Raw genomic sequence first — 24,151 nt, 5'->3', positions numbered from 1 at the left:
GTGATCAAGGCCTAATAAAATCCAGGCCGGTCGGCGGCATTAACCCGATCGGCCCAGGTGGCCAAGCTTCCGGCAGCGAATGTCCGGTCGGCTGATACGCGAGATGCGCGTAGCGGCAGAGCAATACGGGGGAGGAGTTTCCCGATGGCCATGACTGGAACAGTCAAGTTCTTCAATGGAGAACGCGGCTACGGCTTCATCAAGCCCGATGATGGCGGCCGCGATGTGTTTGTGCATATTACCGCTGTCGAGCGGGCCGGATTGAAGGATCTGACAGAAGGACAGCGCATTACGTTCGAGGTCGAACCGGACAAGAAGGGCAAAGGCCCCAAGGCGGTCAACCTGGTGATTTCATCGTAAGCTTGCGCTCGCGCCGGACCTTGGATTGAGTTTTTGGTTGTGAAGATTGCGCCGGGCACGGCATCGCCGTCCAGAGTGTTGGGGCGTGCGGCGCCCGCGCGCGTACCCCCGAAACGAAGGCAAAAAAATCCCGGCGGCTTGCTGCCGCCGGGAGATGATAGCCGACAGTTTCTTTGTTCTCAGAAGCGATAGTTCACGCCGGCCCGGATCAAGCCGAACCGATAGCCATTTGACGCCCCTGTAATGACGAAGTTGCTGTTGGCCAGATCGACATAGAGATATTCGATCTTGGCGCTCCAGTTCGGGGCCAAGCCCATTTCGGCGCCGGCGCCGAGCGTCCAGCCCGCATTGGTATGGGATTCCGATACGCCGAAAGTGGTGGCGCGCAGTTCGCCAAAAGCGAGACCGCCGGTGCCGAAGAACAGGATGTTGTTGAACGCGTAACCGGCGCGGCCGCGAACCGTGCCGAACCAGGGGTTGGAAAATTTCCACGGGGCGAAGGTTTCTTCAGCGCCCGTCGCCTGGATGTCGCCTTCCAGGCCGAACACAAAAGCTCCGCTCTGCCAATTGTAGCCGGCCTGGACACCCCCCACGAAACCGGACGGCTTGGTCGGATTGTTGGCGACCGAGCCCCAGGCATAGCCGAGGTTGACGCCGAGATAGGGACGGGCCCAGCTAAAGCCGTCGAACAGCTGGTTGCCGGTATAGGCCGGGCGTCCGTAATTGAGGTCGGCGGCCTGCGCCGACGTGGTCAAGCCTGCAGCGATCAGCGCCAGCGTGCCCCACACAAACCTGCTCATCACGCAACTCCACGCAACCGCCGCGACCAAGCCGGGCGAGACGCCGGTTTGGTTACGGAACTCCAACTTTTCCGATAAGATTTATCGAGAGTTTCAAGTTAAAGGGTTGTTAAGCCGGGTTACCGCCCGCTCATCATTCTTAATAATGCGTTACCGGCGCCTCTCCCCGGCAAGGCGTGCCGCGAGCGCTGGCGATGCCGCCCCGCAGCGCTTAATTTAGGCCCATGGATCACGATTCTACCGACCATCCGAAGCCTCCGCGCAAGGCGCGACGGGGTTCCCAGCCGGATTTGCCGCCACAGGACCTGACCGCCGCCGACGTCGATCCCGCGACATCCGCCGCCGAGGAGGACGACGAGGCGCGCCTGCCGGAAGCCGCTGAGGACGCTGGTGAGGAAGCTGCCGAGGCGATCGCCGAAGGCCCGCTGGCGGTCGGCCACGCGGCCATCGAAAACGCGGTGCGGCTGGCGCCGACCTCTCCCGGCGTCTACCGCATGCTCAATGCCGCCAGCGACGTGCTGTACGTCGGCAAGGCGAAAAACGTCCGCAAGCGGCTTGCTTCCTACGCCCGCGTCAACGCGCCGCTGCCGGCGCGCATCCTGCGGATGATCGCTGCGACCGTGACGGTCGAGATCGTCTCGACCACGACCGAGACCGAGGCGCTGCTGCTGGAAGCCAACCTGATCAAGCAGCTCCGGCCACGCTTCAACGTGCAACTGCGCGACGACAAGTCGTTTCCCTATATCCTGATATCAGGCGACCATTGGGCGCCGCAGATCCTCAAACATCGCGGCGCGCAATCAAGGCCGGGACGATATTTCGGGCCGTTCGCATCCGCCGGCGCCGTCAACCGCACCATCACGGCGCTGCAGCGCGCCTTCCTGATCCGCTCCTGCACCGACGGCTTCTTCGAGAGCCGCACCCGCCCCTGCCTGCTCTATCAGATCCGCCGCTGCTCGGGCCCCTGCACGCGCGAGATCGACTTCCCCGGTTATACCGAGCTGGTGCGCGAGGCGACCGATTTCCTGTCCGGGCGCAGCCATGCCGTGAAGTCGCTGCTCGCCGGCGAGATGGAAAAGGCATCCACCGAGCTCGAATTCGAGACCGCGGCGCTGTATCGTGATCGCCTCGCCGCGCTGTCGGCGATCCAGTCGCAGCAAGGCATCAATCCGCGCACGGTGGAAGAAGCCGACGTGTTCGCCATCCATCAGGAGGGCGGCTATTCCTGCGTCGAAGTGTTCTTCTTCCGTACTGGCCAGAACTGGGGCAACCGCGCCTATTTCCCGAAGGCCGAGAAGTCGTTCACGCCGGAAGAAGTGCTGGCCTCGTTCCTCGCGCAATTCTACGACGACAAGCCGCCGCCGAAGCTCATCCTGCTGTCGCATGAGATCGAGGAAGCAGCACTGCTGGCCGACGCCCTTTGCGTGAAGGCCGGCTACAAGGTCGAAGTCTCGGTGCCGAAGCGCGGCGAGAAAAAGGAATTGGTCATGCATGCGCTGACCAACGCGCGCGAGGCGCTTGGCCGCAAGCTCGCCGATACGGCGACGCAGAGCCGGCTGCTGGAAGGGATGGCCACCACGCTCGGACTGCCGCAGGTGCCGAAGCGCATCGAGGTCTACGACAACAGCCACATCCAGGGCACCAACGCCGTCGGCGCGATGATCGTGGCCGGGCCGGATGGCTTCATCAAAAACCAGTACCGCAAGTTCAACATCAAGTCCGAGGGACTGACGCCGGGCGACGACTACGCGATGATGCGCGAGGTGCTGGAACGGCGCTTCAAGCGGCTGTTGAAGCCGCCGGAGGGCGATGCCGTCCAAGGAAAACCTGGCGCGAAGGCCGACGATGATTCGTTTCCGCAATGGCCCGACCTCGTCATCATCGACGGCGGCCGTGGCCAGCTCAATGCCGTCAGGGAGATTTTCGAGGGTCTGGGACTTGCCCAGGTCTCCCTGATGGCCGTGGCCAAAGGCCCGGACCGCGATGCCGGGCGGGAGACCCTGTTCATGCCGGACCGCGAAGCCATCAAGCTCGAACCGCGCGATCCGGTACTGTATTTCATCCAGCGGCTGCGCGACGAGGCGCATCGTTTCGTGATCGGCTCGCACCGCAAGCTGCGGAAAAAAGACATCAGGGAAGCGGGCTTGCAGGAAATCCCGGGCATCGGCCCGTCACGCAAACGTGCCTTGCTGCATCACTTCGGAACGCTGAAGGAAATCGAGCGGGCCTCGATCGCGGACCTCGGGAAGGTTCCAGGCGTTAGCGCCGAAAGCGCCCGCAAGATTTTCGAGTTTTTTCATGCACAGCCGGGCTAGGGGGACTTCGAGTCGAAGGCTTGTCATTTGGGCGTCGCCTGCGACAGATGATCTAGGTCCGCACGGTTGACCTTCACGCTCCAGCGGTATTGGTAAGACGGATGAACATCGCAACAGCCAGGGGACAGGGCAAAACCCTGTCCCTGCCGAATATCCTGACCTACGCCCGTATTGCCGCCATTCCGGTGGTGGTCGGCTGCGTTTTTGCCCAGTCCATCCTGGACGGCCCGCTGTGGCTGCGCTGGGTAGCCCTGGCCGTCTTTATCGCCGCCGCGGTGACCGACTACCTCGATGGCTACTATGCACGAATCTGGGATCAGCAGTCCGCTTTTGGTCGCATGCTCGATCCGATCGCCGACAAGCTCCTGGTGGCGTCCTGCCTGTTGATGCTGGCAGCCGATAGCAGCATCCACGGCTGGACCCTGTGGGCCGCTATCGTGATCCTGTGCCGCGAAATCCTGGTCTCGGGCTTGCGGGAATATCTGGCGGCATTGCGGGTCAGCGTGCCCGTGACCAAGCTGGCGAAATGGAAGACCACGATCCAGCTGGTCGCGATCGGCTTTCTGATCGCGGGCGAAGCCGGTGAGCAGATCCTGCCCGCGACCACCCTGATCGGCATCGTCCTGTTGTGGATGTCGGCGATCTTCACGATCTACACCGGCTGGGACTATTTCCGCGCCGGCATCCATCACCTCATCAAGGAGGATGAGGGATGAAGGTGAAATATTTCGCCTGGGTACGCGAGCGGGTCGGCATGGCGGAGGAGACCGTCGAGCCGCCGGCCGATGTGCGCACGGTGAACGATTTGATCGGCTGGCTGTCCAGCCGCGGCGAGGCTTACGCCTACGCCTTCGAAAAGCCGAAGGTGATCCGCGCCGCCATCGACCACGCCCATGTCAAGCCCGACGCTGCGATCGCTGGCGCGCGCGAGATTGCATTCTTTCCGCCGATGACCGGCGGTTGAGCTTCACATGTCTGTCACGGCGACCATTCGCATCCAGGAAGCGGATTTCGACGTCGCGCAGGAAATCGCGGCGCTGAGCAAGGGCCGCACCGATGTGGGCGCGGTCGTCACGTTCAGCGGCGTCTGCCGCGGCAGCGAGAACGGCGAACCGATCGCCGCGCTGACGCTTGAGCATTATCCCGGGATGGCCGAGGCCGAGATCGGGCGCCATGCCGACGAGGCGCTGTCGCGCTGGCCTTTAAAGGGCCTCACCATCATTCACCGGTTCGGCCGCATCGCGCCGGGCGAGAACATCGTGCTTGTCGTGACGGCGTCGTCGCATCGCCAGGCAGCGTTCGAGGCGGCGGAATTCCTGATGGACTATCTGAAGACCAACGCGCCGTTCTGGAAGCGCGAGGAAAGCGAAAAAGGCACGAGCTGGATCGAAGCGCGCGACCATGACGACGATGCCGCCGCGCGCTGGACCAAACCCTGATGGCCAAACGGACCAAGCCGGCAGCGAAGCACGGCCAGACCATTTCGACACCGCAAAAGGTCGGCGCGGGTGAATTGCTGACGCTGCTCGATTTCGTCCGCTACGCCGTCAGCCGCTTCACCGAGGCCGAGCTGGTGTTTGCGCATGGCACCACCGATCCGGTTGCCGAGGCCGCCTTCCTGATCTGCGAGGCACTGCATCTGCACCCTGACCAGTTCGAGGCGTTCGCCACCGCGCGCGTCACGACGGCCGAAGGCAAGAAGATCCTCGATCTGATCGCGCGCCGCGTCACGACGCGAAAACCGACGGCCTATCTCGTCAACAAGATCTACATGCGCGGCCTGCCGTTCTATGTCGACGAGCGCACCATCGTGCCGCGCTCGTTCATCGGCGAACTGCTGGAGCAGCATTTCGGCGGCGACGGCGATGAGGAGGCCGGCTCGCTGATCTCGGACCCGGGCGTGGTCGAAAGCGTGCTCGACCTTTGCACTGGCTCGGGCTGCCTTGCCATCCTGGCCAGCCGGACTTTTCCGAATGCCGAAATCGACGCGGTGGATATTTCAAAAGATGCGCTCGACGTCGCCGCGCGAAATGTCCGGGATTACGGGCTGACGAACAGGCTGACGCTGTACCGCGGCGATCTGTTCAAGCCGCTGGACGGCAAACGCTACGACCTCATCATTTCCAATCCCCCCTATGTCGATGCGCAAGGCATGGCCGGCCTGCCGCGCGAATGCCGCGCCGAACCGAAGCTTGCCTTCGATGGCGGCGCCGACGGGCTCGACATTGTCAGACGGATCCTCGACGAGGCAGAAGCGCACCTGACGCCGCAGGGTGGGCTGCTATGCGAAATCGGCCGCTGCCGTCCGCAGCTCGAAGCCGCCTATCCGGAACTGCCGCTGCTCTGGCTCGATACCGAGGATTCCGAGGGCGAAGTGTTCTGGATCGCCGCCGCCGATCTTTGAGCCCCTGGTCGGGGCTCCATTTTTTGCTTTGACGCGTTTTCTTCACGCGAACCGGGAGCCACCCCCGGATCAAGTCCGAGGGCATGCTTCGCTCGAAACGCTATGGCGTATTGCGCGGAAATATCACGGCCTGTTGGCGTTCCTGTATCGCGGCGAAGCTGATACTTTGGGGCCAATCCGACGTTCAAAACAGAAAAGAGGCCGCCCATGCTGGACAAGAGCCCCCGCCCAACCCCCGTCGCGGTTCCGAACGATCTCGCCGCGCACTGGATGCCATTCACCGCGAACCGGGCGTTCAAGAAGAACCCGCGACTGCTCGCCGGCGCCAAGGACATGCATTACTTCACCGTCGACGGCCGCAAGATCATCGACGGCGCCTCGGGCATGTGGTGCACCAATGCCGGCCACGGCCGTACCCAGATTTCGGCGGCGATCGCCAAGCAGGCCGAGGCGCTGGACTATGCGCCGCCGTTCCAGTTCGGCATCCCGCAGGCGTTCGAACTTGCGAGCCGCATCGCGGAACTGGCGCCCGCAGGCCTCGACCACGTATTCTTCTGCAATTCCGGCTCGGAGGCAGCCGACACCGCGCTCAAGATCGCGCTGGCCTATCACCAGATCAACGGCCAGGGCAGCCGCATCCGCCTGATCGGCCGCGAGCGCGGCTATCACGGCGTCGGCTTTGGCGGCACCTCCGTCGGCGGCATTGTCGGCAACCGAAAGATGTTCGGCTCGCTCTTGACCGGCGTCGATCATTTGCCGGCGACCTACGACCGCGACAAGCAGGCCTTCAGCAAGGGCGAACCCGAATATGGCGCGCATTTCGCCGACGAGCTCGAACGCATCGTCAACCTGCATGGCGCCAACACAGTTGCTGCCGTGATCGTCGAGCCGATGGCGGGATCGACCGGCGTGCTGCCGGCGCCGAAAAACTATCTCAAGCGGTTGCGCGAGATCACCCAGAAGCACGGCATTTTGCTGATTTTCGACGAGGTCATCACCGGCTATGGCCGGCTCGGCTTCGCCTTTGCCGCCGAACGCTATGGCGTGACACCCGACATGCTAACGTTCGCCAAGGGCATCACCAATGGCGCGGCCCCGATGGGCGGCGTGCTGGTGCGCGACACCATCCATGACGCCTTCATGAGCGGCCCGGAACATGCGGTCGAACTGGCCCATGGCTACACCTACTCGGCCCATCCGCTGGCCTGCGCGGCGGGTCTCGCCACGCTTGACATCTACCGCGACGAAAAGCTGTTCGAGCGTGCGAAAGAACTCGAGCCGAAATTCGCCGAGGCTGTGATGTCGCTGCGGAAGGAGCCTGATGTCGTGGATATCCGCACCGTCGGCCTGACCGCCGGCATCGATCTCGCGCCGGTCGCCGACGCGCCGGGCAAGCGTGGCTTCGCCGGGCTCAACAGCGCTTTCCACGACAATGATCTGATGGTGCGGGTGGCCGGCGACACGCTGGTGCTGACCCCGCCCTTGATCATCACCGAAGACCAGATCGGCGAGATCATCGAAAAAGTCACGAAGGTGATCCGCGCGACGGCGTAAGCGCGCTTAGGAACATTCGAAACAACGAAGCGTTCATTCCGGCGGCAGAGGCGATCATGTCTCTACCGCTGGAGGAAATGCAGAGATGCTCGCGCCTTCGAGCGACCTGCTGCGCGCCGGGATCGGACTGAAACTCAACCAGATCAAGCTGGCGACGCGGTCGTATCTGCGTGACCGGACCAACCAGGCGACCGGGACCATGGCATCCTATGCCGTCGCCGCCGCGCTGTTCACCGCGGCCGGCATTTTCCTGATCGCAGCCTGCCTTGTCGGCATCACCGCGCTGTTTCGCTGGATCGAAATCCACTACGGGCAATTTTGGGCGTTCGGTGCGATCGGCGGACTGCTTGCCGCCATTGCCGCCATCTGTGGCGGGCTCGGTGCCGCAAGGCTCAAGCCGTCGCCGCCAAATTTTCCCTCGCTCACCAGCCGCTTGCGCGTGGCGATCAAGTCCAATCCGCTCGAGCCGAACCAGATCGAAGCCGCCCGAGATACCGCAGCTTCGATCCTGCTGGCACCTTCAGTGCCACCGTCGGGAATTCGCGCGCGGCGATCGCGAGCGGCGCGGAACAACAGGAATATTCAGGCCGGCCTGATCGTGATGGCGACGCTACTCGGGTGGGCCGCCACGCGACGGCGATCGCAGGCCCGTCAAACGGACGCCTGATGCCCCGCCCCCGCTCCGAGCAGCAGGATAATCTTCTTCTGATGGCGGCTACTGCCATTCTTATCCTGACGGCGCAGCACTTCTTTCAGGCTGGCACGAGAGCTGGATCGACGGGATTGCCGGCTGCGCCCGCCGGCCCTCTGCCGCACCAACACAGCGCGCGATCCGACAACCTTCGCACGGTCCGGCAGGCGAACTGGAAGACCATCCTGTGGCGTATCTACGAGCGCTCCAATGATGACCGTTTGCCCGCCACCGCGGCCGGCGTCGTGTTCTTCGGGCTGCTTGCGGTCTTTCCGGCGGTGACGGCGCTGGTCTCCTCCTATGGCCTGTTCACCGATCCCGGAACCATCGGCGCCAACCTGGAAACGCTGGCGCTGATGCTGCCCGAGGGCTCGTTCCAGATCGTCCAGGATCAGATCGCCCGCGTGCTCGCCCAGGGCCCCGCCGCGCTCAGCGGAGCGTTCCTGTTCGGCCTTGCGCTCGCCCTCTGGAGCGCCAATGCCGGCGTCAAGGCGATCATCGACGCGCTTAACGTCGTCCATGAGGTGAAGGAAACGCGCAGTTTCATCCGGCTCAACCTGCTGTCGCTTGCGTTTACAACCGGCGGCATTGCGACGCTGCTGCTGATGGTGAGCGCGGTGGTGGCGTTTCCGCTGGCGTTCAATCATATCGGCCTGAGCCCCGAGGGCCGCTTCATCCTTGGCCTGGCCCGTTGGCCGCTGTTGTTTGTGATCCTGCTCGTCGCGCTGAGCGTCCTGTACCGGTTTGGACCGAATAAGCCCGCAGCGCGGTGGGAGTGGACGGGGGCCGGCACGCTCGCTGCGGCTCTGCTCTGGATCGCCGGCTCTGTCATGTTGTCCTGGTACCTCTCGAATTTCGGCAAGTACAACGCGACCTACGGCTCGCTTGGCGCCGCCATCGGCCTCATGATGTGGATGTGGATGTCGGCCACGGTCGTGCTGTTCGGAGCCGAGCTTAATTCGGAAATCGAGCGTCAGACCGCGGCCAGCAGCGCACGCCCCCGATTGGCAGGACAGCCGTCGCGCGGAACTGCTTAGGTTGGTGCGGCCAATTCCGGCCGTGTCCAAAGAACATTAGCTCTGCGAATCAACATTGGTGCTAAGGTTGCGCTGCTCGGGGAGCGCAAGGTGGACCGTGCCTGAAATCTCCGTATTTTCCCGGGTGAATACAGTTCCGACCTGAGGGCGTAGCGCGCGACATGATTCGCATTTCGACGATTTTCATCGCCATCTGCATGGTGCTGGTTGCAGCCTCCCTCGGCCTCGTCCTGCATGCGGTGGCCGGCTTCAGCGGCACCGATTCCGCGATCGTGGCGCTCACCGCGCTGACCTTCCTGATCCTCTACAACGCCGTGTCGATGCGGCTGCGCGACCGCTCCGACGTCGGCGGCCAGATCGCCGATCTTTCCCGCGGCACCGCCGACCTCGCCCGCCAGGTCGCCGAATTCGGCCGCCGGCTCGCCGCGGTCGAGGGCCGGGTGGTGTCGGCGAACTCTGCAAGCTCCGACCGCATCCAGGCCGTCCTCGGCGAGATCAACGAGCTCGGCGGGCTGGTCAAGCAATTGGCTATCTCGGTGGCGGGCCATGAGGAACTGCTGGCCTCAGGCGCGGCGGCCGCGCCTCCTGCCTCGGCGGGCAGGCCGCATTCCGAACCGCCGGAACAACTGGAGATCGCCCCGGAGCAAGCGGCGCCCGCCGTCAGGCCCGCGCCGGTTGCAGCTGCAAGGCCGGCACCTTCAGCGATCACCGCCGAAGCCGCTTCGCCCTCGCGCAGCCAGCCGCAACTGCTTGCCGCGGTGAAAAATGCCGTCGAGGAAAGCCGGCTCGACATCTACCTGCAACCGATGGTGACGCTGCCACAGCGCAAGGTGCGTTTCTACGAGGCGGTGACGCGGCTGCGCGACGAAAAAGACCAGATACTCGCACCCGATGATTTTATCGCCACCGCCGAAGCCGGCGGGCTGATCGGCAAGATCGATCACATGGTGATGCTGCGCTGCATTCAGGTGTTACGCCGCCTGATGGTGCGCAACAAGGACGTCGGCGTGTTCTGCAACGTCTCGGCGGCGACGCTCGGCAATCCCACCAATTTCGCGCAATGCCTCGACTTCCTCGAGGCCAACCGGGCGCTGGCGCCGTCCTTCGTACTCGAATTCAAGCAGGCGACATTCCGCCGCCTCGGTCCGATCGAAATCGAGAATCTCGCCGCATTGTCGCAGCGCGGTTACCGCTTCTCGATCGATCACGTCACCGATCTGCGGATCGAGCCGCGCGACCTCGCCGACCGCGGCGTCCGGTTCATCAAGGTGCCGGCGGCATTGTTGCTCGATCCCAAGCAGAGTTCGACCTCGGACATCCACCCTTCCGATCTGTCCGACCTGCTCGGCCGTTTCGGCATCGACCTGATCGCCGAAAAGATCGAGGGCGAGCGCGCGGTGGTGGATCTGCTCGACTATGACGTGCGGTTTGGACAGGGCTTCCTGTTTGCGCCGCCACGGCCGTTGCGGCCCGAGGGGGCATCTGCTACCGGCGGGGCGACAGCGAACAAGGAATCCGGCACTCCCAATGGCTCCAGCAACACCGTTCCCATCGCCGGCCCGGCCGCAGAGCCCGCGATGCGGTCGACCGGCAATGCCGCGCTGGCGCGCCGCGCCGCGGGACCCGGCTAACAGGCTTCCGCAATCATGACCTCATTGCGTTTCGCGGAGCGGCTGAGCGACCTCGTGGACGGCGTGGAGGTGATCCTCTCAGACATCTGGGGCGTGGTGCATAACGGGCTGGAGTCCTTCCCCGAAGCCTGCGAGGCCCTGCACACCTACCGCCAGCGCGGCGGCACCGTCATCCTGATCACCAACGCACCGCGGCCGGCCGATTCCGTGCAGCGCCAGTTGCGCAAGCTCGGTGTCGCCGACGAGACCTACGACGCCATCGTCAGTTCAGGCGACCTCACCCGGAATTTCGTCGCCGACCATCCCGGCAAGAAGATGTTCTGGATCGGTCCAGATCGGGATTCGTCGATCCATCGCGGGCTCGATGCCGTGATGGCGCCGCTGGAGCAAGCCGACTACATCGTCTGCACCGGCCTGTTCGACGACGAAATCGAATCGGCGGAAGACTATCGCGCGATGATGCTGCAGGCGCGCGAACACAAGCTGCCGTTGATTTGCGCCAACCCCGACATCGTCGTCGAACGCGGCGACCGCTTGATCTATTGCGCAGGCGCCGTCGCCGAGCTCTATCGCGAACTGGGCGGCGAGGTGATCTTCTACGGCAAGCCGCATCGGCCGATCTATGAACGCGCCATGGCGCTCGCCGCCGAACGCCGCGGCAAGCCGACCCCGCTCGATCGCGTGCTGGCGATCGGAGATTCGGTACGCACCGATCTCACCGGCGCGCTCGGTTTCGGGATCGATTGTCTTTTCCTCACCCGCGGCATCCATTCCGAGGAATTCGAGGGCATCGACCAGCTCGACCCGGCCTCGGTGAAAGAGCTGTTCGGCCACCCGCCCCGCGCGCTGATGCGCGAGCTGCGGTGGTAGGTGCATCGCTGCACCGGACTCAAAATTGCGAAAACAACCCCATGCAAAGTAGGAATGGGCGTCACGTCATCCGAAAACGCAAGACCTGGTAGGACGTAGACTCATCAGAGCGCAGCAGGCCCGGGATTGAGGCCGCACCGCGAGAATTGGAGCGAGTTGGAGACCAGGCGCCTTAGGCCGTCGCCATGTCCGGGAAGACCGCCTCGATCTTGGTCTTCAGCGTCGCCGCGTTGAACGGTTTGACGATGTAGTTGTTCACGCCGGCCTTCTTGGCGGCGATCACGTTCTCGGTCTTGGATTCCGCCGTGATCATGATGAAGGGCGTGGTAGCCAGATTGGGGTCGGCACGGACTTCCTTGAGCAGGTCGTAGCCGGTCATCGGCTCCATGTTCCAGTCGGAGATCACCAGCCCGTATTTCTTGCCGCGCATCTTGTTCAGCGCCGCCGAGCCGTCGCTGGCATCGTCGATGTTGTCAAAGCCGAGCTGCTTCAGAAGATTTCGGATGATGCGGATCATGGTGCTGTAGTCATCGACCACCAGAACCGGCATGGACAAATCAACCGCCATCTTTCCCCCACTCAATGCTTACGTCACAAATTATCGGCAGGCCTGCGCGACCCGCAGTCCTCCCCTGAAGCACTAGCACCTGCCGTTAAACAGCGCGTTAATCGGGCGATAGCGGATTGCATGCGTTTTGGTCCAACCCGCCCCGCTTGACTTCGGCGGGGGCACCGCGTCACGGTCCCGGCCGCGCCGAGACCCAAGAATCTCTGAAAAATCCCTGAAGAATCCGTGCAGAACCCTGAAATGACCACTGGTTTTACCGTTATCCGAGACAGCACCCCTGCCGCCGAGATCCCCCGCGGAGCCGTGGTCGCCATGGGCAATTTCGACGGCGTCCATCTGGGGCACCGGGCCGTGATCGATGCGGCCTTACGGATGGGCCGTGCCCATGGCAAGCCGGCGTTCGCCGTTACCTTCGAGCCGCATCCGCGCAGCTTTTTCAGCCCGAACAGCCCGCAATTCCGCCTCTCCGACGAGGCCAACAAGCTGCGGCTGCTGGCCGGGACCGGGCTGGACGGCGCGGTGGTGATGACCTTCGACAAGACCCGCGCCGGAACCTCGGCGCAAGATTTCATTCACTATGACCTGATCAAGCGCCTCGGCATCAGCGGCATTGCGGTCGGCTACGACTTTCATTTCGGCAAGGGCCGTGCCGGCTCGCCGAGCCTGCTGGTCAGCGAAGGGCCGCGGCTCGGCATCGAGGTCGACGTCCAGGCCCATGTCGATATCGAGGAGCGACCGGTGTCCTCCAGCGCGATCCGCATGGCGCTGGCGGAGGGCCAGATCGACCAAGCCACCGCCATGCTGGGCGGGCCGTGGTTCGTCAGCGGCGAGGTGATCCATGGCGAGAAGCGCGGCCGCGATCTCGGCTACCCCACCGCCAACATTCGCCTCGACAAGAATTGCAGCCTCAAGCACGGCATCTATGCGGTGCGGGTCGGCCGTGGAGCCGAGCGCTTCGATGCGGTGGCGAGCTTCGGCCGCCGCCCCACCTTCGATAATGGCTCGCCGCTGCTCGAAGTGTTCCTGTTCGACTTCAAGGGTGACCTCTATGGAGCCGTGCTCGACGTCGCCTTCATCCGTTTCATCCGTGACGAGCTGAAATTCGACACCATCGAAGCGTTGATACGCCAGATGGATGACGACAGCGCCAGGGCGCGCGCGGCACTGGCCGCGGCGCCGGACGCGTTTCCCAGGCTCGGAGCGATTGGTTGAACAAAACTGAAAAAGAAAAAATGCTGGCCGGCGAGTTGTACCGCCCAGGCGATCACGAACTGCAGGCGGACGCCGCCGCGAACAAGGCCTGGCTCGCACGCTACAATGCGGCGCTCGCAGCCCCCGTGGCCGAGCGTCACGCGCTGCTCTCGGCCCATTTCGGACATGTTGGCGCCAGCGCGGTGATCCGTCCGCCGTTCTTTTGCGACTACGGCTACAACATCCGGCTCGGCGACGAGGTGTTTCTCAACTTCAACTGCGTCATCCTCGACGTGGTCGAGGTCACGATCGGCGACCGCACCCAGATCGGGCCGGCAACGCAAATCTACGCCGCCGACCACCCGCGCGACGCCGAGACACGGCGGACCGGCCTTGAATTCGGCCGCCCGGTGCGGATCGGCAGCGACGTCTGGATCGGCGGCGGCGCCATCATCCTGCCCGGCATCACCATCGGCAATGGCGCCGTGATCGGTGCCGGCAGCGTGGTGACGCGTGATGTCGCCGCCGGCCACATAGTCGCCGGAAACCCTGCCCGGCCCCGTTCGGGGTGAATTCGCCCTTCATGCCGCCGGGCTTTGCGATTTTTCCGGTTGGCTGCTATGGAAAGCTCCATGTTTGCGCGGCGCACCATCAGCATTAGCGGCCCGGCTTCCGCCTGAGCGTTCTGCTCGGCGCAAGACCGGGTTTTCCTGCTCAGCCGCTTTCCCCACGTTTCAGCGCCGTTTACGAGCCAAACCAGAGCGTTCATGTCCCAAAATCCACAAAAGTCCGAAGCTGCCGACTATTCCAAAACCTTGTTCCTGCCGCAGACGGAATTCCCGATGCGCGCCGGCCTGCCGCAGCGCGAGCCGGAAATCCTCAAATACTGGAACGAGATCGACCTCTACGAAAAGCTGCGCCAGGACGCCGCCGGCCGCGCCAAATTCGTGCTGCATGACGGGCCGCCCTACGCCAACGGCAACATCCATATCGGCCATGCCCTGAACAAGATCCTCAAGGACGTCGTGACCAAGAGCCAGCAGATGCTCGGCTTCGATTCCAACTACGTGCCGGGCTGGGACTGTCACGGCCTGCCGATCGAATGGAAGATCGAGGAAGAGAACTACCGCTCCAAGGGCAAGCCGAAGCCGGATTTTCGCGACTCCACCGCGATGGTGGCGTTCCGGAAAGAGTGCCGGGCCTATGCGACGCACTGGATCAACGTGCAGCGCGAGGAATTCAAGCGGCTCGGCATCATCGGTGACTGGGACCATCCCTACGAGACGATGAGCTATCCGGCGGAAGCACAGATCGCGCGTGAGCTGATGAAGTTCGCCGCCAACGGCACGCTCTATCGCGGCTCCAAGCCCGTGATGTGGAGCGTGGTCGAGAAGACCGCGCTGGCCGAAGCCGAGGTCGAATACGAGGACTACACCTCCGACATGGTGTGGGTGAAATTCCCGGTCACCTCGCCGGCGCATGGCGCGCTGGCCGAGGCTTCCGTGGTGATCTGGACCACGACGCCATGGACGCTGCCCGGCAACCGCGCCATCTCGTTCTCGCCGAAGATCGCCTATGGCCTCTACAAGATCACCGACGCGCCCGCTGACAATTGGGCGAAGACCGGCGATCTCCTGATCCTCGCCGATGCGCTCGCAGGCGAAGTCTTCAAGCAGGCGCGCGTCACCGCCTATGAGAAGGTGCGCGACCTGCCAGGCGACACGCTCGACGCGGTGGAATGCGCCCATCCGTTGAAAGGCTTTAGCGGCGGGTACGAATTCACAGTGCCGCTGTTGCCCGGCGACCACGTCACCGACGACACCGGTACCGGCTTCGTGCACACCGCACCGGGCCACGGCCGCGAGGACTTCGACGTCTGGATGGCAAACGCGCGCGAGCTGGATGCCCGCGGCATCAACACCGCGATCCCCTACACCGTCGACGAGAACGGCGCCTTCACAGACCATGCCCCGGGCTTCACGGGAAAGCGCGTCATCAACGACAAGGGCGAGAAGGGCGACGCCAACGAGGCCGTGATCAAGGCGCTGGTCGAGGCCGGCAAGCTGCTGGCGCGCGGCCGGCTCAAGCATCAATACCCGCATTCCTGGCGCTCGAAGAAGCCGGTGATCTTCCGCAACACGCCGCAATGGTTCATTGCGATGGACAAGGACATTGCGGACAACGGCAAGGCCAAGCCCGGCGACACGCTGCGCGCCCGCGCGCTGCATGCGATCTCGGTGACGCAATGGGTGCCGCCCGCCGGACAAAACCGCATCAACGGCATGATCGCCGGCCGCCCGGACTGGGTGATCTCGCGCCAGCGCGCCTGGGGCGTGCCGATCGCCGTGTTCGTGCGCGAAAAGGGCGACGGCTCCGCCGAGATCCTGCAGGACGAAATCGTCAATCAGCGCATCGTCGAAGCCTTCATGGAGGAAGGCGCCGACGCCTGGTACATGGACGGCGCGCGCGAGCGCTTTCTCGGGGAACGCGCGGCCGAGGAATGGAAGAAAGTCGACGACATCTGCGACGTCTGGTTCGATTCGGGTTCGACGCACGCCTTCGTGCTCGAGGACCGCCAGAATTTCCCCAATCTCGGCAACATCGTCCGCAAGATCGATGGCGGCGACGATACCGTGATGTATCTGGAAGGGTCGGACCAGCATCGCGGCTGGTTTCATTCCTCGCTGCTGGAAAGCGCGGGCACCCGCGGCCGCGCGCCGTATGACGTGGTGTTGACGCACGGCTTCACGCTGGATGAGAACGGTCGCGCGATGTCGAAGTCGCTCGGCAACGGCGTCGAGCCGCAGAAGGTGATCAAGGATTCCGGCGCCGATATCCTGCGTCTGTGGGTCTGCGCCACCGACTATGCCGACGACCAGCGCATCGGGCCGGAGATCCTCAAGAACACCATCGAGACCTACCGCAAGCTGCGCAACTCGGTCCGCTGGATGCTCGGCACGCTGCATCATTTCCATCCTGCCGATGCGGTCGCCCACGCTGACATGCCCGAGCTTGAACGCTTGATGCTGCATGAGCTGGCGAAACGCGCCTCGATCGTGCGCCAGGCCTATGCCGAGTTCGACTACAAGACGGTGGTCGCGACGCTGGCGGCGTTCATGAACACCGAATTGTCGGCGTTCTATTTCGACATTCGCAAGGACGCGCTCTATTGCGATCCGCCGTCCTCGGTCACGCGCAAGGCGGCGCTGACCGCGATCGACATCATCTGCGATGCGATCCTGCGCTGGCTGGCGCCGGTGCTCAGCTTCACCTGCGAAGAGGCGTGGCGGATGTACCGACCGGACGCCGAGCCGTCGGTGCACCTGACGCTGTTTCCGGAAAGCTTCGACCAGTTCCGCGACGATGCGCTGGCCGCGAAATGGGAAATCATTCGCGATGTCAGGCGCGTGGTTACCGGTGCACTTGAGCTCGAACGCGCCGCCAAGAACATCGGCTCCTCACTGGAGGCTTCGCCTTTGATCCATGTGTCGGACACGAACATCTTCAACACGCTGTTCGACGTCGATCTGGCCGAAGTCTGCATCACTTCGAACGCAATGGCGACCAACGACGACGCGCCGGCCGGCGCGTTCACCCTCCCCGACGTTCCCGGCGTCGCCGTCGTGGTCGAGAAGGCGGTGGGCACCAAATGCGCCCGGTCGTGGAAGATCCTGCCGACCGTCGGTGAAGACGCCGAATATCCCGACGTCTCCCCGCGCGATGCACAGGCCTTGCGCGAATGGAGGGCACTTGCCGAAGGCGAGAAGCCGGTTGATGCCGTCGAGGAGCCCGCCGCACCTGTCGCCTTGATCGAGCAGCAACACGTCAAGCAAGAGCAGCAATTAGAGGAGCCGCTTGCGCAAGCCGGCTCGGAAAACGTGACGGCCAAGCCAGACAGGAAGGTCAGGGCCAGGAAGACTTCAGAAGGCACGGAGCCTGACCAGACCAAGAGTCCCGTCAAAGCCAAGAGGGTCGCCGCGGCCAGGAAGGCTGTCGAAGCCGAGAAGGCCATCGAAGCCGAAGCCAAGAAGCCCAATACCGAGAAGCCCAAGACCAAAAAGGCCAAGGCCAAGAAAACTGTAGCGAAGAAAGCTGCTGCCAAGAAAAACGTAGCCAAGAAAGCCAAGGCCAAGAAGGCTGCCAAATCCAGGAAAGCTTCTTCGGCAACGAAGGGAGTCAAGAAGGCAGCTAAAAAGACGGCGGCCAAGAAGGCGAAGAAGAAAAAGACGGCCAAGAGGCCGCCGCCTGCGACCAGGCAGAAAAAGAAGAAAAAGAAGGCCAGATAAGTGTCTGGCCTAGAACACTCACGTACCCCTCATCTCCACGCCGGCGCCCTTGCCGCGATCGTCACGCTGGTGATCGACCAGGCCTCAAAGCTCTGGCTGCTCTACGCGTTCAACCTCGCCGATCGCGGCGTGGTCAGGGTCACGCCGTTCTTCGACCTGGTGCTGGCCTGGAATGTCGGGATCAGCTTTGGCTGGTTCCAAACCGACAACCAGCTCGCCCAGGTCGCGCTGATGGCGATCAAGGCGATTGCGGTGATCGTGCTGGGGATCTGGATGGCACGCTCCAGCACGCTCGTGGCCACGCTGGCGCTGGGCCTGATCATCGGCGGGGCGGTGGGCAATGGCATCGACCGCTTCCTGCATGGCGCGGTGGTCGATTTCGCCCTGTTCCATATCGAGATCGGCGGTAAAACCTACAATTGGTATGTGTTCAATCTGGCCGATGTGGCCATCGTTGCCGGGGTGGCGGGCCTGTTGTATGACTCGTTCCTGGGGGTATCGGCCGCAAAAGCGCCCTGATCCCGGTCGATACGGACCATTGCGGTACGGTGCCACAATGCGTCCTCAAACCGGCCCCCCGCGTGTTGCAGAAATTGTGAATGGGAACAGCGCGATGCGCGAGACCGAAGCCCGCTTTTGGATGCTGCAGACCAGCTCGCTGAGCCGGGCCCTGCGGTTTGCCGCCATTGCCCTCGGCGTTGGCCTGGTGATGGCCGCCGGCCCGGTGCGCGCGGGTGACGACGAGGACGAGGACGACAAGACCTTCGAGGAAAAGATCATCGAAGGCATCATGCGCGGCATCGGCGGCACCAACATGGAAAACCGCGGTATCGAGTACCGCGAGCGTTCCCCCCTGGTGGTTCCCCCCAAGCTCGATTTGCCGCCGCCGGCCGGGACCGCCGCCGACGTGAAGACGCCGAACTGGCCAAAGGATCCCGATGAGCAGCGTCGCAAGGCTGCCGTCGCCGCGCGCAAGAAAGAGAACAAGGACCCGCGCGAACAGGCCCGCATCCTGACGCCGGCCGAGCTCGCGGTGGGCAAGACCGCGGCGCCCTCGCGCAAGGACAACGATCCGGTGCAACCTGGTACCTCGAACAACAATCCGATCCTGAGCCCGTCGCAGCTCGGCTACAGCGGTGGCTTCAGCGGCCTGTTCGGCGGCAACAAGAGCGAGACGGCGCCCTTCAAGGGCGAGCCGACGCGGGAATCGCTGACCCAGCCTCCGCCCGGCTACCAGACGCCTTCGTCGAACTTTGCCTACGGCACCGGGCCGAAGGAATCGCTCAACAAGGAATACAACCCGGCCAAAGGCCAATATGGCGAATAGTTAAGCCCATCTCTCGCCTTCGTGACGATTGTTGGTACCGGCGCGGTGTACGATGCCGCAGCTTGATCCCGAACGGTTTGGTCGGGTTACTTCTAACGTTTGCGCGAAATCCTATCGCAGGACCGGTCACCGGTTTTGCGGCATGCGCGCCAGATAGGTCATGATGTCCTCACACCGTTTTGCCGCCCCGTTCGTTGCAGCCCTCATCTCAACGTTTGCTTTCTCCGCCGGTAGCGCGATCGCCCAGACCACGGTCACGTCGGAGCGTCCCGCCAGCTTCACCCTCGACAATGGGCTGCAAGTGCTCGTGATCCCCGATCACCGCACGCCCGTCGTCACGCAGATGATCTGGTACAAAGTCGGCTCCGCCGACGAGACGCCGGGCAAATCCGGACTGGCGCACTTCCTCGAACATCTGATGTTCAAGGGGACGGCCAAACATCCCGCCGGTGAATTCTCCCAGACCGTGCTGCGGATCGGCGGTAACGAAAACGCCTTCACCTCGCTCGACTACACCGGCTATTTCCAGCGCGTGCCGCGCGAGCAGCTGGCGAAAATGATGGAGTTCGAGGCCGACCGCATGACCGGCCTCATTCTCAAGGATGAGAACGTACTTCCCGAGCGCGACGTGGTGCTGGAAGAGTTCAATATGCGCGTCGCCAACAATCCGGACGCGCGGCTGACCGAACAGATCATGGCGGCGCTGTATCTCAACCATCCCTATGGCCGCCCCATCATCGGCTGGCGCCAGGAGATCGAGAAGCTCGACCGCGAGGATGCGCTGGCGTTCTACAAGCGTTTCTACGCGCCGAACAATGCGATCCTGGTAATCGCGGGCGACGTCGACGCCAAGGAAGTCCGCCCGATGGTGGAAAAGGCCTATGGCGCCATTCCCGCCCAGCCGGCGATATCAGCACATCGCATCCGTCCGCAGGAGCCGGTGCCCGCCGCGCCGCGCACGGTGACGCTATCGGATCCGCGCGTCGAACAGACCGGCCTGCGGCGCTATTATCTCGTCCCCTCCTCCACGACGGCTGCGGCCGGCGAAGGCGCAGCGCTCGACGTGCTCGCGCAATTGATGGGCGGCGGCTCCAACTCCTATCTCTACCGCGCACTGGTGATCGACCGTCCGCTCGCGATCAGCGCCGGCGCGGGTTACCAGGGCACTTCGCTGGATCCCTCGCAGTTCTCGATCTCGGTTTCGCCAAAACCCGGCGTGGAGTTTTCGCAGATCGAGCAGGCGATCGACGGCGTGATTGCCGACGTCATCCAGAATCCCGCCCGCGCCGAGGATCTCGAGCGGGTCAAGACCCAGTTGATTGCTGAAGCGATCTACGCCCAGGACAATCAGGCCACGCTGGCCCGCTGGTATGGCGGCGCGCTGACGACCGGGCTTTCCATCGACGATATCAGGAGCTGGCCGGACCGGATTCGCGCCGTTACCGCCGAACAGGTCCGCGACGCCGCACAGAAATGGCTCGAAAAGAACCGCTCGGTGACCGGCTATCTCATCAAAGACGCCACGCCGAAACGCGAGGAGAAGCGCTCGTGAACTATTTTCAAATGGGCGCGCAGCGCTTCGCCTCCATCCTTGTCGTCGGTGTAGCGCTACTGTCGGTGGCCGCAACGCCGTCGCACGCCGCGGCAAAGATCCAGCGGCTGATCTCGCCTGGAGGCATCGAGGCGTGGTTCGTGCAGGACGCCACCGTGCCCCTGATTGCGATGGAATATGCCTTCGGCGGCGGCGCCGCCCAGGACCCGTCAGACAAATCCGGCGTCGGCAACATGGTCGCCGGCCTGCTCGACGAGGGCTCCGGCGATCTCGACTCCAAGACGTTTCACGAGCGCCTCGAGCGCCGCGCCATCGAGCTCAGCTTCTCCTCGACCCGCGATACCTTCCGCGGCTCGCTCCGCATGCTCAAGGACAACAAGGACGAGGCCTTCGATCTGTTGCATCTGGCGCTGACCTCGCCGCATTTCGACGCCACCGACGTCGAGCGCATTCGCGCACAGGTGCTCTCCGGACTGCGGCGCGACACCACCAACCCGACCTCGCTCGCGAGCCGCAAATTCCTCGAAGTCGCCTTCGGCGATCATCCCTATGGCAGGCAGGGCAACGGCACGCTCGACAGCGTGCCGAAGATCGACGTCGCCGACATGAAGGATTACGTTCGCCGCGTCATCGCCAAGGATACCTTGCGCATCGCCGTGGTCGGCGATGTCGATGCCGACACACTCGGCAAGCTCCTGGACAAGACCTTCGGCGCACTGCCGGCCAAGGCCAGTCTGACGGCCATCGCCGAGGTCGAAGCCACCAAGCCGCCGCAGCGCGCGTTCGTGCCACTCGACGTGCCGCAGACGGTCGTGACGTTCGGCGGCCCCGGCGTTCGCCGCCACGATCCGAATTTCATGGCCGCCTATGTCGTGAACCACATCCTCGGCGGCGGCGGATTGTCGTCGCGGCTCTACAAGGAAGTGCGCGAGAAGCGCGGCCTCGCCTATTCGGTCTATGAATCGCTGCTCTGGATGGATCGCTCCGCCCTGTTCATCGGCAATACCGGCACCCGCGCCGACCGCGCCGGCGAGACCGTCGACGCGATCGAGAAGGAAATCCGCCGCATGGCCGAAGAAGGCCCGACCCAGAAGGAACTGGACGAGGCCAAGTCCTACCTCAAGGGCTCGCAGATGCTGGCGCTCGACACTTCCTCGAAGCTCGCCCAGGCGCTGCTGCAGTACCAGCTCGACAAGCTGCCGATCGACTACATCGAGAAGCGCAATGCCCTGGTCGACGCCGTGACGCTCGACGACGCCAAAAAGGCCGCGCAGAAGCTGTGGGGCCAGGGCCTGCTCACCGTCATCGTCGGCCGCGCCCCGCAGGCCGCCGCCCAGCCGGCTGCGGCGGCGCCGAAGGCGAATTAAATAGGTGGCCTCAGCCGTCATGGCCGGGCATAGCCGTCCGAAGGACGGCGTCGCTTCCGCTGGCCTATGTCCCGGCCATCCACGTTTCCTTTTCTTCAGACACTGGTAAGACGTGGATGCCCGGGACATCTGGCGCGAAGACGCGCTTCTGCCCGGGCATGACGACTACCGGTGAACGCCATGCTGCGGGTTTCCCGCGACCTCACGATCGACGAGAACGATATCGAGATCGGCTTCGTCCGCGCCTCCGGCCCGGGTGGGCAGAACGTCAACAAGCTCGCGACTGCCGCGCAGCTCCGCTTCGATACGCGGAAGATCACGCTGCCGGAGGACGCAGCCCTGCGGCTGAACCGGATTGCCGGCCAGCGCATGACCAAGGAGGGCGTGATCGTGATCCACGCCCAGCGCTTCCGCACCCAGGAACGCAACCGCGCCGACGCCATCGACCGCCTGCTCGAAATGCTGCGCGAAGCCATGGTAAGGCCGATCCCGCGGCGCGCCACCAAGCCGACCTTCGGCTCGAAGCAGCGAAGGCTGGAAGGCAAGAAGCGCCGCAGCGACATCAAGGCGAAGCGCAACACCGCACGCTTCGACGATTGAGCTCCGCTCAATCCCGCACCAGATACTCCCGGATCATCAATCGCGCGCGGTGAATGCGGGCCTTGACGCTTTCGCGCGTCAGGGCGAGGACACCGGCGATCTCGTCGATCGACAGTTCCTCGATATCGCGCAGCAGGATCACCTCGCGATAATGGTCGGGCAAGGACTGGATGGCGCGGCAAAGATCGATGCGAATGTCCTCGGGCGCGAGATGCGACAAACGCATTTCCACGTCGTCAGCCGGAGCCTCAGCTATTCCCGCCGACCGACGCAGCAGGCGCAGGCAGGCGCGGCGGGCGACCGCGAACAGCCACGCCGAGAACGACGTCACGGCGCGCAATGTTCCGACCCGCCGGTACAGCAAGAGCAGCGTTTCCTGCACGGCGTCGTCGATGTCGGCCGCGCGGCAGTTGCGCGCGGCATAGCGGCGGATGTCGGGCTGGGCGGCAGCGATCAGCGACCCTAGCGCGTCGGCGTCCCCGCCGCGGGCCGCCTCGATCAGGGAAGCATCGCAACGGCTTGCTCGAGCCAACACGGTCATGGCGTGGCCTGCCTCATGAAGAAGGCAGCCTCCGGCCTATCATGGCGCACATCGGGCAAAAGCCGAAAAATCCCGTCATGATGGCAGTCACACCGGTGGCCGCGACCACATAGCCGCCAATCGTCTCCGGCATACCGAGTAGTCCGTATGCAATCATCACGACACCTCCGGCCGATCGCATGACCCGCTCCCAGCTCGGCAAATTCTTGCGATAAAACATAACAGCTCCTTTTGTTTCAGCGAGAGAACCTTCAAACGTTCTCATCGAATAGAGCCACCCGGCCACGCTTTCGGTTCGCGAGCCGCCGCCCCAAACGCAAAAAACTCCGGCCGTGGCGCGGCCGGAGTTTCTGTTTTGGCGAGCAACCCCGCGGAGGGCGCGGGTTTCCTCTCGTGATGGTTTACCGGCCCGTTGCTGGAGCCATCGCCCCACCGGTGACCTTTCCGCTGCCGGCTCCCACGGTGCCCTTCGTGCCGGTCTTCGCGGTCGCGCCAGCCTTGCGGCCGGCGCCGCCCGCGTCGACATCCTCGTCGGCGCTGCCGGATGCCCCGCTTTGCATCTGGGTTTTGCCCTGCGCGCTGCCACGGACCTTCGCATCGGGCGAGGCGCCTTGCGCCAGAACAGGACCGGCGAGCAGGGCCGAGATTGCAACGGCAATCGCCGAGGTTTTCACTAGTTTCATCCATGTCTCCAGGTTTGGTTGACGATGAGCGGTTCGGCTTCACGCGCCGTTCGCACCGAACATGCTCATCGCCGGATCACGCGTGGGGCGGACGGCGCATTCGCCATGCAACCCGCGCGATGTGGTGATCGTGCAGGGATTTCGGGGTCATTTTGCGAATGCTTGGCCACGGACCGACCGCATATGCGGCGAGTGGAACTTCGCACATGCGATGTGAAGATTGGGAGCCCGTTCCGGCCACTTTTGTTCTGTCGTGAAACAGCCCGCTACTACCACCGCCTATTTTCCGCGACTTACAGTCTGCGCACGTCAACGGTGAAGCACATGACGAAGCTGCGCACGATATGGGCGATCGGGCTGGGATTTTGCGCCGC

General features: G+C 63.7%; 23 protein-coding genes and 1 pseudogene. 19 read left to right on the top strand and 5 right to left on the bottom strand.

The features are described 5' to 3' along the window. Positions 1–144: 144 nt before the first annotated feature. Positions 145–360, top strand: coding sequence for a cold-shock protein (locus V1283_RS44310; protein WP_028350729.1), 216 nt, complete (start codon positions 145–147; stop codon positions 358–360). A gap of 179 nt (positions 361–539) precedes the next feature. On the opposite strand, the gene V1283_RS44305 is transcribed toward V1283_RS44310, so the two are convergent. Then, positions 540–1,160: an outer membrane protein gene (locus tag V1283_RS44305; protein ID WP_334392870.1), complete on the bottom strand. Its 621-nt coding sequence runs from the start codon at positions 1,158–1,160 to the stop codon at positions 540–542. A gap of 224 nt (positions 1,161–1,384) precedes the next feature. Here V1283_RS44305 and uvrC point away from each other — a divergent pair, with 224 nt between their 5' ends. The 10 genes from uvrC (at position 1,385) to V1283_RS44255 (ending at position 11,662) form a co-directional block, all read left to right on the top strand. Next, positions 1,385–3,475 (top strand): excinuclease ABC subunit UvrC, encoded by a 2,091-nt coding sequence (gene uvrC / locus V1283_RS44300; protein WP_334392869.1) that lies wholly within the window; start codon positions 1,385–1,387, stop codon positions 3,473–3,475. Positions 3,476–3,576: 101 nt separating this feature from the next. Further along, positions 3,577–4,191, top strand: a complete 615-nt coding sequence (gene pgsA / locus V1283_RS44295) for a CDP-diacylglycerol--glycerol-3-phosphate 3-phosphatidyltransferase (RefSeq protein WP_334392868.1) — start codon at positions 3,577–3,579, stop codon at positions 4,189–4,191. After that, on the top strand, positions 4,188–4,439 hold the full coding sequence (moaD, locus tag V1283_RS44290) for a molybdopterin converting factor subunit 1 (protein WP_334392867.1): 252 nt from the start codon (positions 4,188–4,190) through the stop codon (positions 4,437–4,439). The genes pgsA and moaD overlap by 4 nt, the downstream gene beginning before the upstream one ends. Before the next feature lie 7 nt (positions 4,440–4,446). After that, positions 4,447–4,914, top strand: a complete 468-nt coding sequence (locus V1283_RS44285; RefSeq protein WP_334392866.1) for a molybdenum cofactor biosynthesis protein MoaE — start codon at positions 4,447–4,449, stop codon at positions 4,912–4,914. Next, positions 4,914–5,879, top strand: coding sequence for a 50S ribosomal protein L3 N(5)-glutamine methyltransferase (gene prmB / locus V1283_RS44280; protein ID WP_334392865.1), 966 nt, complete (start codon positions 4,914–4,916; stop codon positions 5,877–5,879). The genes V1283_RS44285 and prmB overlap by 1 nt, the downstream gene beginning before the upstream one ends. A gap of 207 nt (positions 5,880–6,086) precedes the next feature. Further along, on the top strand, positions 6,087–7,433 hold the full coding sequence (locus V1283_RS44275; protein WP_334392864.1) for an aspartate aminotransferase family protein: 1,347 nt from the start codon (positions 6,087–6,089) through the stop codon (positions 7,431–7,433). 85 nt (positions 7,434–7,518) lie between these two features. Continuing rightward, positions 7,519–8,100 (top strand): phage holin family protein, encoded by a 582-nt coding sequence (locus V1283_RS44270; RefSeq protein ID WP_334392863.1) that lies wholly within the window; start codon positions 7,519–7,521, stop codon positions 8,098–8,100. Beyond that, a complete protein-coding gene (locus V1283_RS44265) occupies positions 8,100–9,161 on the top strand; it encodes a YihY/virulence factor BrkB family protein (RefSeq protein WP_334392862.1) in 1,062 nt (353 codons plus the stop codon). The genes V1283_RS44270 and V1283_RS44265 overlap by 1 nt, the downstream gene beginning before the upstream one ends. Before the next feature lie 161 nt (positions 9,162–9,322). Beyond that, positions 9,323–10,792 (top strand): EAL domain-containing protein, encoded by a 1,470-nt coding sequence (locus tag V1283_RS44260; RefSeq protein ID WP_334392861.1) that lies wholly within the window; start codon positions 9,323–9,325, stop codon positions 10,790–10,792. Positions 10,793–10,807: 15 nt separating this feature from the next. Beyond that, positions 10,808–11,662, top strand: coding sequence for a TIGR01459 family HAD-type hydrolase (locus tag V1283_RS44255; protein WP_334392860.1), 855 nt, complete (start codon positions 10,808–10,810; stop codon positions 11,660–11,662). A 172-nt stretch (positions 11,663–11,834) separates the two neighbouring features. On the opposite strand, the gene V1283_RS44250 is transcribed toward V1283_RS44255, so the two are convergent. Beyond that, positions 11,835–12,230 (bottom strand): response regulator, encoded by a 396-nt coding sequence (locus V1283_RS44250; RefSeq protein WP_057835874.1) that lies wholly within the window; start codon positions 12,228–12,230, stop codon positions 11,835–11,837. Positions 12,231–12,470: 240 nt separating this feature from the next. Between V1283_RS44250 and V1283_RS44245 the strand changes: the two genes are divergently transcribed. The 8 genes and pseudogenes from V1283_RS44245 to arfB all read left to right on the top strand — a co-directional run bounded on the left by V1283_RS44245 (position 12,471) and on the right by arfB (position 22,553). Beyond that, entirely contained in the window at positions 12,471–13,442 is a 972-nt protein-coding gene (locus tag V1283_RS44245; RefSeq protein ID WP_334392859.1) for a bifunctional riboflavin kinase/FAD synthetase, read from the top strand. Beyond that, positions 13,439–13,993 carry a sugar O-acetyltransferase gene (locus V1283_RS44240; protein ID WP_334392858.1) on the top strand — a complete coding sequence of 185 codons (555 nt, stop codon included), beginning with the start codon at positions 13,439–13,441 and terminating at the stop codon, positions 13,991–13,993. Before V1283_RS44245 ends, V1283_RS44240 begins: the two co-directional genes overlap by 4 nt. A 195-nt stretch (positions 13,994–14,188) precedes the next feature. After that, positions 14,189–17,173: pseudogene (ileS, locus tag V1283_RS44235) on the top strand (isoleucine--tRNA ligase); the annotation flags it as partial. A gap of 534 nt (positions 17,174–17,707) precedes the next feature. Further along, positions 17,708–18,226, top strand: coding sequence for a signal peptidase II (lspA, locus tag V1283_RS44230; protein ID WP_334392857.1), 519 nt, complete (start codon positions 17,708–17,710; stop codon positions 18,224–18,226). Positions 18,227–18,413: 187 nt separating this feature from the next. Next, on the top strand, positions 18,414–19,034 hold the full coding sequence (locus tag V1283_RS44225) for a hypothetical protein (protein WP_442895925.1): 621 nt from the start codon (positions 18,414–18,416) through the stop codon (positions 19,032–19,034). Positions 19,035–19,194: 160 nt separating this feature from the next. Further along, positions 19,195–20,586 carry a M16 family metallopeptidase gene (locus V1283_RS44220; RefSeq protein WP_334392855.1) on the top strand — a complete coding sequence of 464 codons (1,392 nt, stop codon included), beginning with the start codon at positions 19,195–19,197 and terminating at the stop codon, positions 20,584–20,586. A gap of 11 nt (positions 20,587–20,597) precedes the next feature. Continuing rightward, positions 20,598–21,953 (top strand): M16 family metallopeptidase, encoded by a 1,356-nt coding sequence (locus tag V1283_RS44215; protein ID WP_334393397.1) that lies wholly within the window; start codon positions 20,598–20,600, stop codon positions 21,951–21,953. Positions 21,954–22,133: 180 nt separating this feature from the next. Beyond that, positions 22,134–22,553, top strand: coding sequence for an alternative ribosome rescue aminoacyl-tRNA hydrolase ArfB (arfB, locus tag V1283_RS44210; RefSeq protein ID WP_334392854.1), 420 nt, complete (start codon positions 22,134–22,136; stop codon positions 22,551–22,553). 7 nt (positions 22,554–22,560) lie between these two features. Here arfB and V1283_RS44205 read toward each other — a convergent pair whose 3' ends face one another. The 3 genes from V1283_RS44205 to V1283_RS44195 form a co-directional block, all read right to left on the bottom strand. Further along, positions 22,561–23,094 carry an RNA polymerase sigma factor gene (locus V1283_RS44205; RefSeq protein WP_334392852.1) on the bottom strand — a complete coding sequence of 178 codons (534 nt, stop codon included), beginning with the start codon at positions 23,092–23,094 and terminating at the stop codon, positions 22,561–22,563. A gap of 13 nt (positions 23,095–23,107) precedes the next feature. After that, positions 23,108–23,314, bottom strand: coding sequence for a YgaP family membrane protein (locus V1283_RS44200; protein WP_334392851.1), 207 nt, complete (start codon positions 23,312–23,314; stop codon positions 23,108–23,110). Between the two features lie 181 nt (positions 23,315–23,495). Continuing rightward, positions 23,496–23,777, bottom strand: a complete 282-nt coding sequence (locus V1283_RS44195; protein ID WP_334392850.1) for a hypothetical protein — start codon at positions 23,775–23,777, stop codon at positions 23,496–23,498. Between the last annotated feature and the right edge of the window lie 374 nt (positions 23,778–24,151).

The organism is Bradyrhizobium sp. AZCC 2262 (assembly GCF_036924535.1).
Lineage (GTDB): Bacteria > Pseudomonadota > Alphaproteobacteria > Rhizobiales > Xanthobacteraceae > Bradyrhizobium.
Note: the sequence above shows the minus strand (reverse complement) of the source record. Positions and strands in the feature narration are given on the sequence as shown.